This window comes from Mesorhizobium sp. M0029, from assembly GCF_040323735.1.
Classification (GTDB): domain Bacteria; phylum Pseudomonadota; class Alphaproteobacteria; order Rhizobiales; family Rhizobiaceae; genus Mesorhizobium.
Map to the genome: position 1 here is coordinate 1 of NZ_JAMYVF010000059.1, position 1,700 is coordinate 1,700.

A 1,700-nucleotide genomic window follows, 5' to 3' on the forward strand; every position below is an offset into this window, starting at 1 on the left:
TCCTCCAACAGATCTTGCGCGGAGCGGCTGGCTTTCGCCGCCATGTCCCCAGTCGTCGAGCTTGCATTGGCAGCGCTTCCCGTCAGACCCGCCGCAGCGGCTCTTGCGGTGCTCGATATGGTGTCGCCGACGCTGGCAGCGCTCGAGGAGAGCGATTCCGCGGCATCGGAGAGCGTGCCGCCCAAGCCGCCGCGCTCCCCTGCTACATCATGTCGTCCCGGCGCTGAAGGCAATGGATAGCCAGCCGAACGGTGGGCGGTGTTTGAGGTACCGCTGCCGAACATCAGCCAGGCCAGACCTGCGCCCACCATGGTGACCGGCAAAGGATTGTCTCGGACCTGCGTTCTGAGATTGCTGAGCATGGCCGCGCTCTCCCCTCCCGAGAACAGCCCGGTGAACTCATCCAGCAATTGTCCAGGCGTCATCTTGCCTCGAATGGATTCGGCGGTCTCCATCACCCGAGCGCGAGCAGCCTCGGCCTCGCGTTCAAGTTCGGCTGCGGATTTCTCGTTCATCTCACCTGTTCCTTAATCGCGCTCGCGTCGCGCTTGAGCTGTCCCTGGGTCCGGTCGGGGGTAAGTTCCGAAGGCGCCATGCTGGCCGTCCCGGTCCGCAGCAGGATGACGCCGAGGACCGCCACGACCACACCGACCAGCAGGGAAGACCACCCCGCGCCAAGCCCTGCCCGCGTCAGCGCGATAATGAGCGCCTGCAGCAACACCAAGAGCGCGGCGAGCAGGCAAATCGCGCCGCCCAGCACTTCCGCGGCACCTGCTCCGGCTTTGGTAAGCTTTTCAGAGAGCTCGGCCCGAAACAGCCTCGCCTCGGTTTGCACCAGAGTGGTGACATTCTGGGCCAAATCGGTGACTAGCCCGGCAAGGCTGGGATTGTCCTGGGTGTTCATCTGTCCTGCTCCGCGATCTGCGTGGCCCCATCATCGCCGACCACGCCAAAATCTTGTGGACGATCAGCGGACCAACCCTGTGGCTGATCGGTGTGTGATCTGAGGCCTCCCGGAGCGGCCTCAGAATCGGGCGTTGCCGGCGGAGAAGCCTTGATGAACCGCCCGAGAGCCAATCCGGCCAACACCGATCCCGCAAGCAGGACACCGGGATTTTGCCGGCCGAAGGACTGCACGTCATCAAGGACTTGGCTAAAGGGCTTCTGTTTCAAGGACGATGAAAGCCGCTCAAGGCCACTGGCAGCATCCAAAGCGAACTTCGATGCGTTCCTTTCATCGTTGCTGGCAAGGTGATCGCTGGCGGCTCGCAGTGCACCACCCAACGCCGCCAAGCTCGATCCGATGTCGCGCTGCGCCTCCTCCGCCTTGTCGGAGATGACCTGCGTGGCTTCAGATGCATAGTCGCCAGCCTTACGGGTCACCTCGTCCCGCGCGTCGTGAAGCAACTCGCTGGCACGCTCATTTTCCTGGCGAAGTCTGTCGGAGACGTCGCTTTTCGCCTTGTCGAAATCGGTGGGCTGTCCGCCCTGATCGTTCTCATGCTGCATGAGGCCACCTAGTGAAAACCGAGGAAGGAGAGGACCGCGAGCACGACAACGATAAGGCCGATAAGATAGATGACACTGTTCATGTGCACGTCCTCCGTAGCTTTCCAACTTCGACGAACCTGCGATGTTCCGTAAGTGAGAGCATTTATCTCAGCCGAAACGAAGAGCTTCGTCAGGCACGCACCCAGTCA

At 61.9% G+C, this 1,700-nt stretch carries 3 protein-coding genes and 1 pseudogene; 1 reads left to right on the forward strand and 3 read right to left on the reverse strand.

The features are described 5' to 3' along the window. From NKJ76_RS32290 to NKJ76_RS32300, 3 genes and pseudogenes are all read right to left on the reverse strand, one after another. Positions 1–515 (reverse strand): annotated as a pseudogene (locus NKJ76_RS32290) (hypothetical protein); the annotation flags it as partial. Beyond that, positions 512–904, reverse strand: a complete 393-nt coding sequence (locus tag NKJ76_RS32295; protein WP_023702904.1) for a phage holin family protein — start codon at positions 902–904, stop codon at positions 512–514. The gene NKJ76_RS32295 and the pseudogene NKJ76_RS32290, both read right to left, overlap by 4 nt. Further along, the gene (locus tag NKJ76_RS32300; RefSeq protein WP_023696785.1) at positions 901–1,509 is read right to left on the reverse strand and encodes a hypothetical protein; all 609 of its coding nucleotides are present in this window, start codon (positions 1,507–1,509) and stop codon (positions 901–903) included. The genes NKJ76_RS32295 and NKJ76_RS32300 overlap by 4 nt, the downstream gene beginning before the upstream one ends. Positions 1,510–1,520: 11 nt before the next feature. On the opposite strand from NKJ76_RS32300, the gene NKJ76_RS32305 reads away from it, so the two are divergent. Then, positions 1,521–1,700: hypothetical protein (locus NKJ76_RS32305; protein WP_352539217.1), on the forward strand; the 180-nt coding region annotated here is incomplete at its 3' end.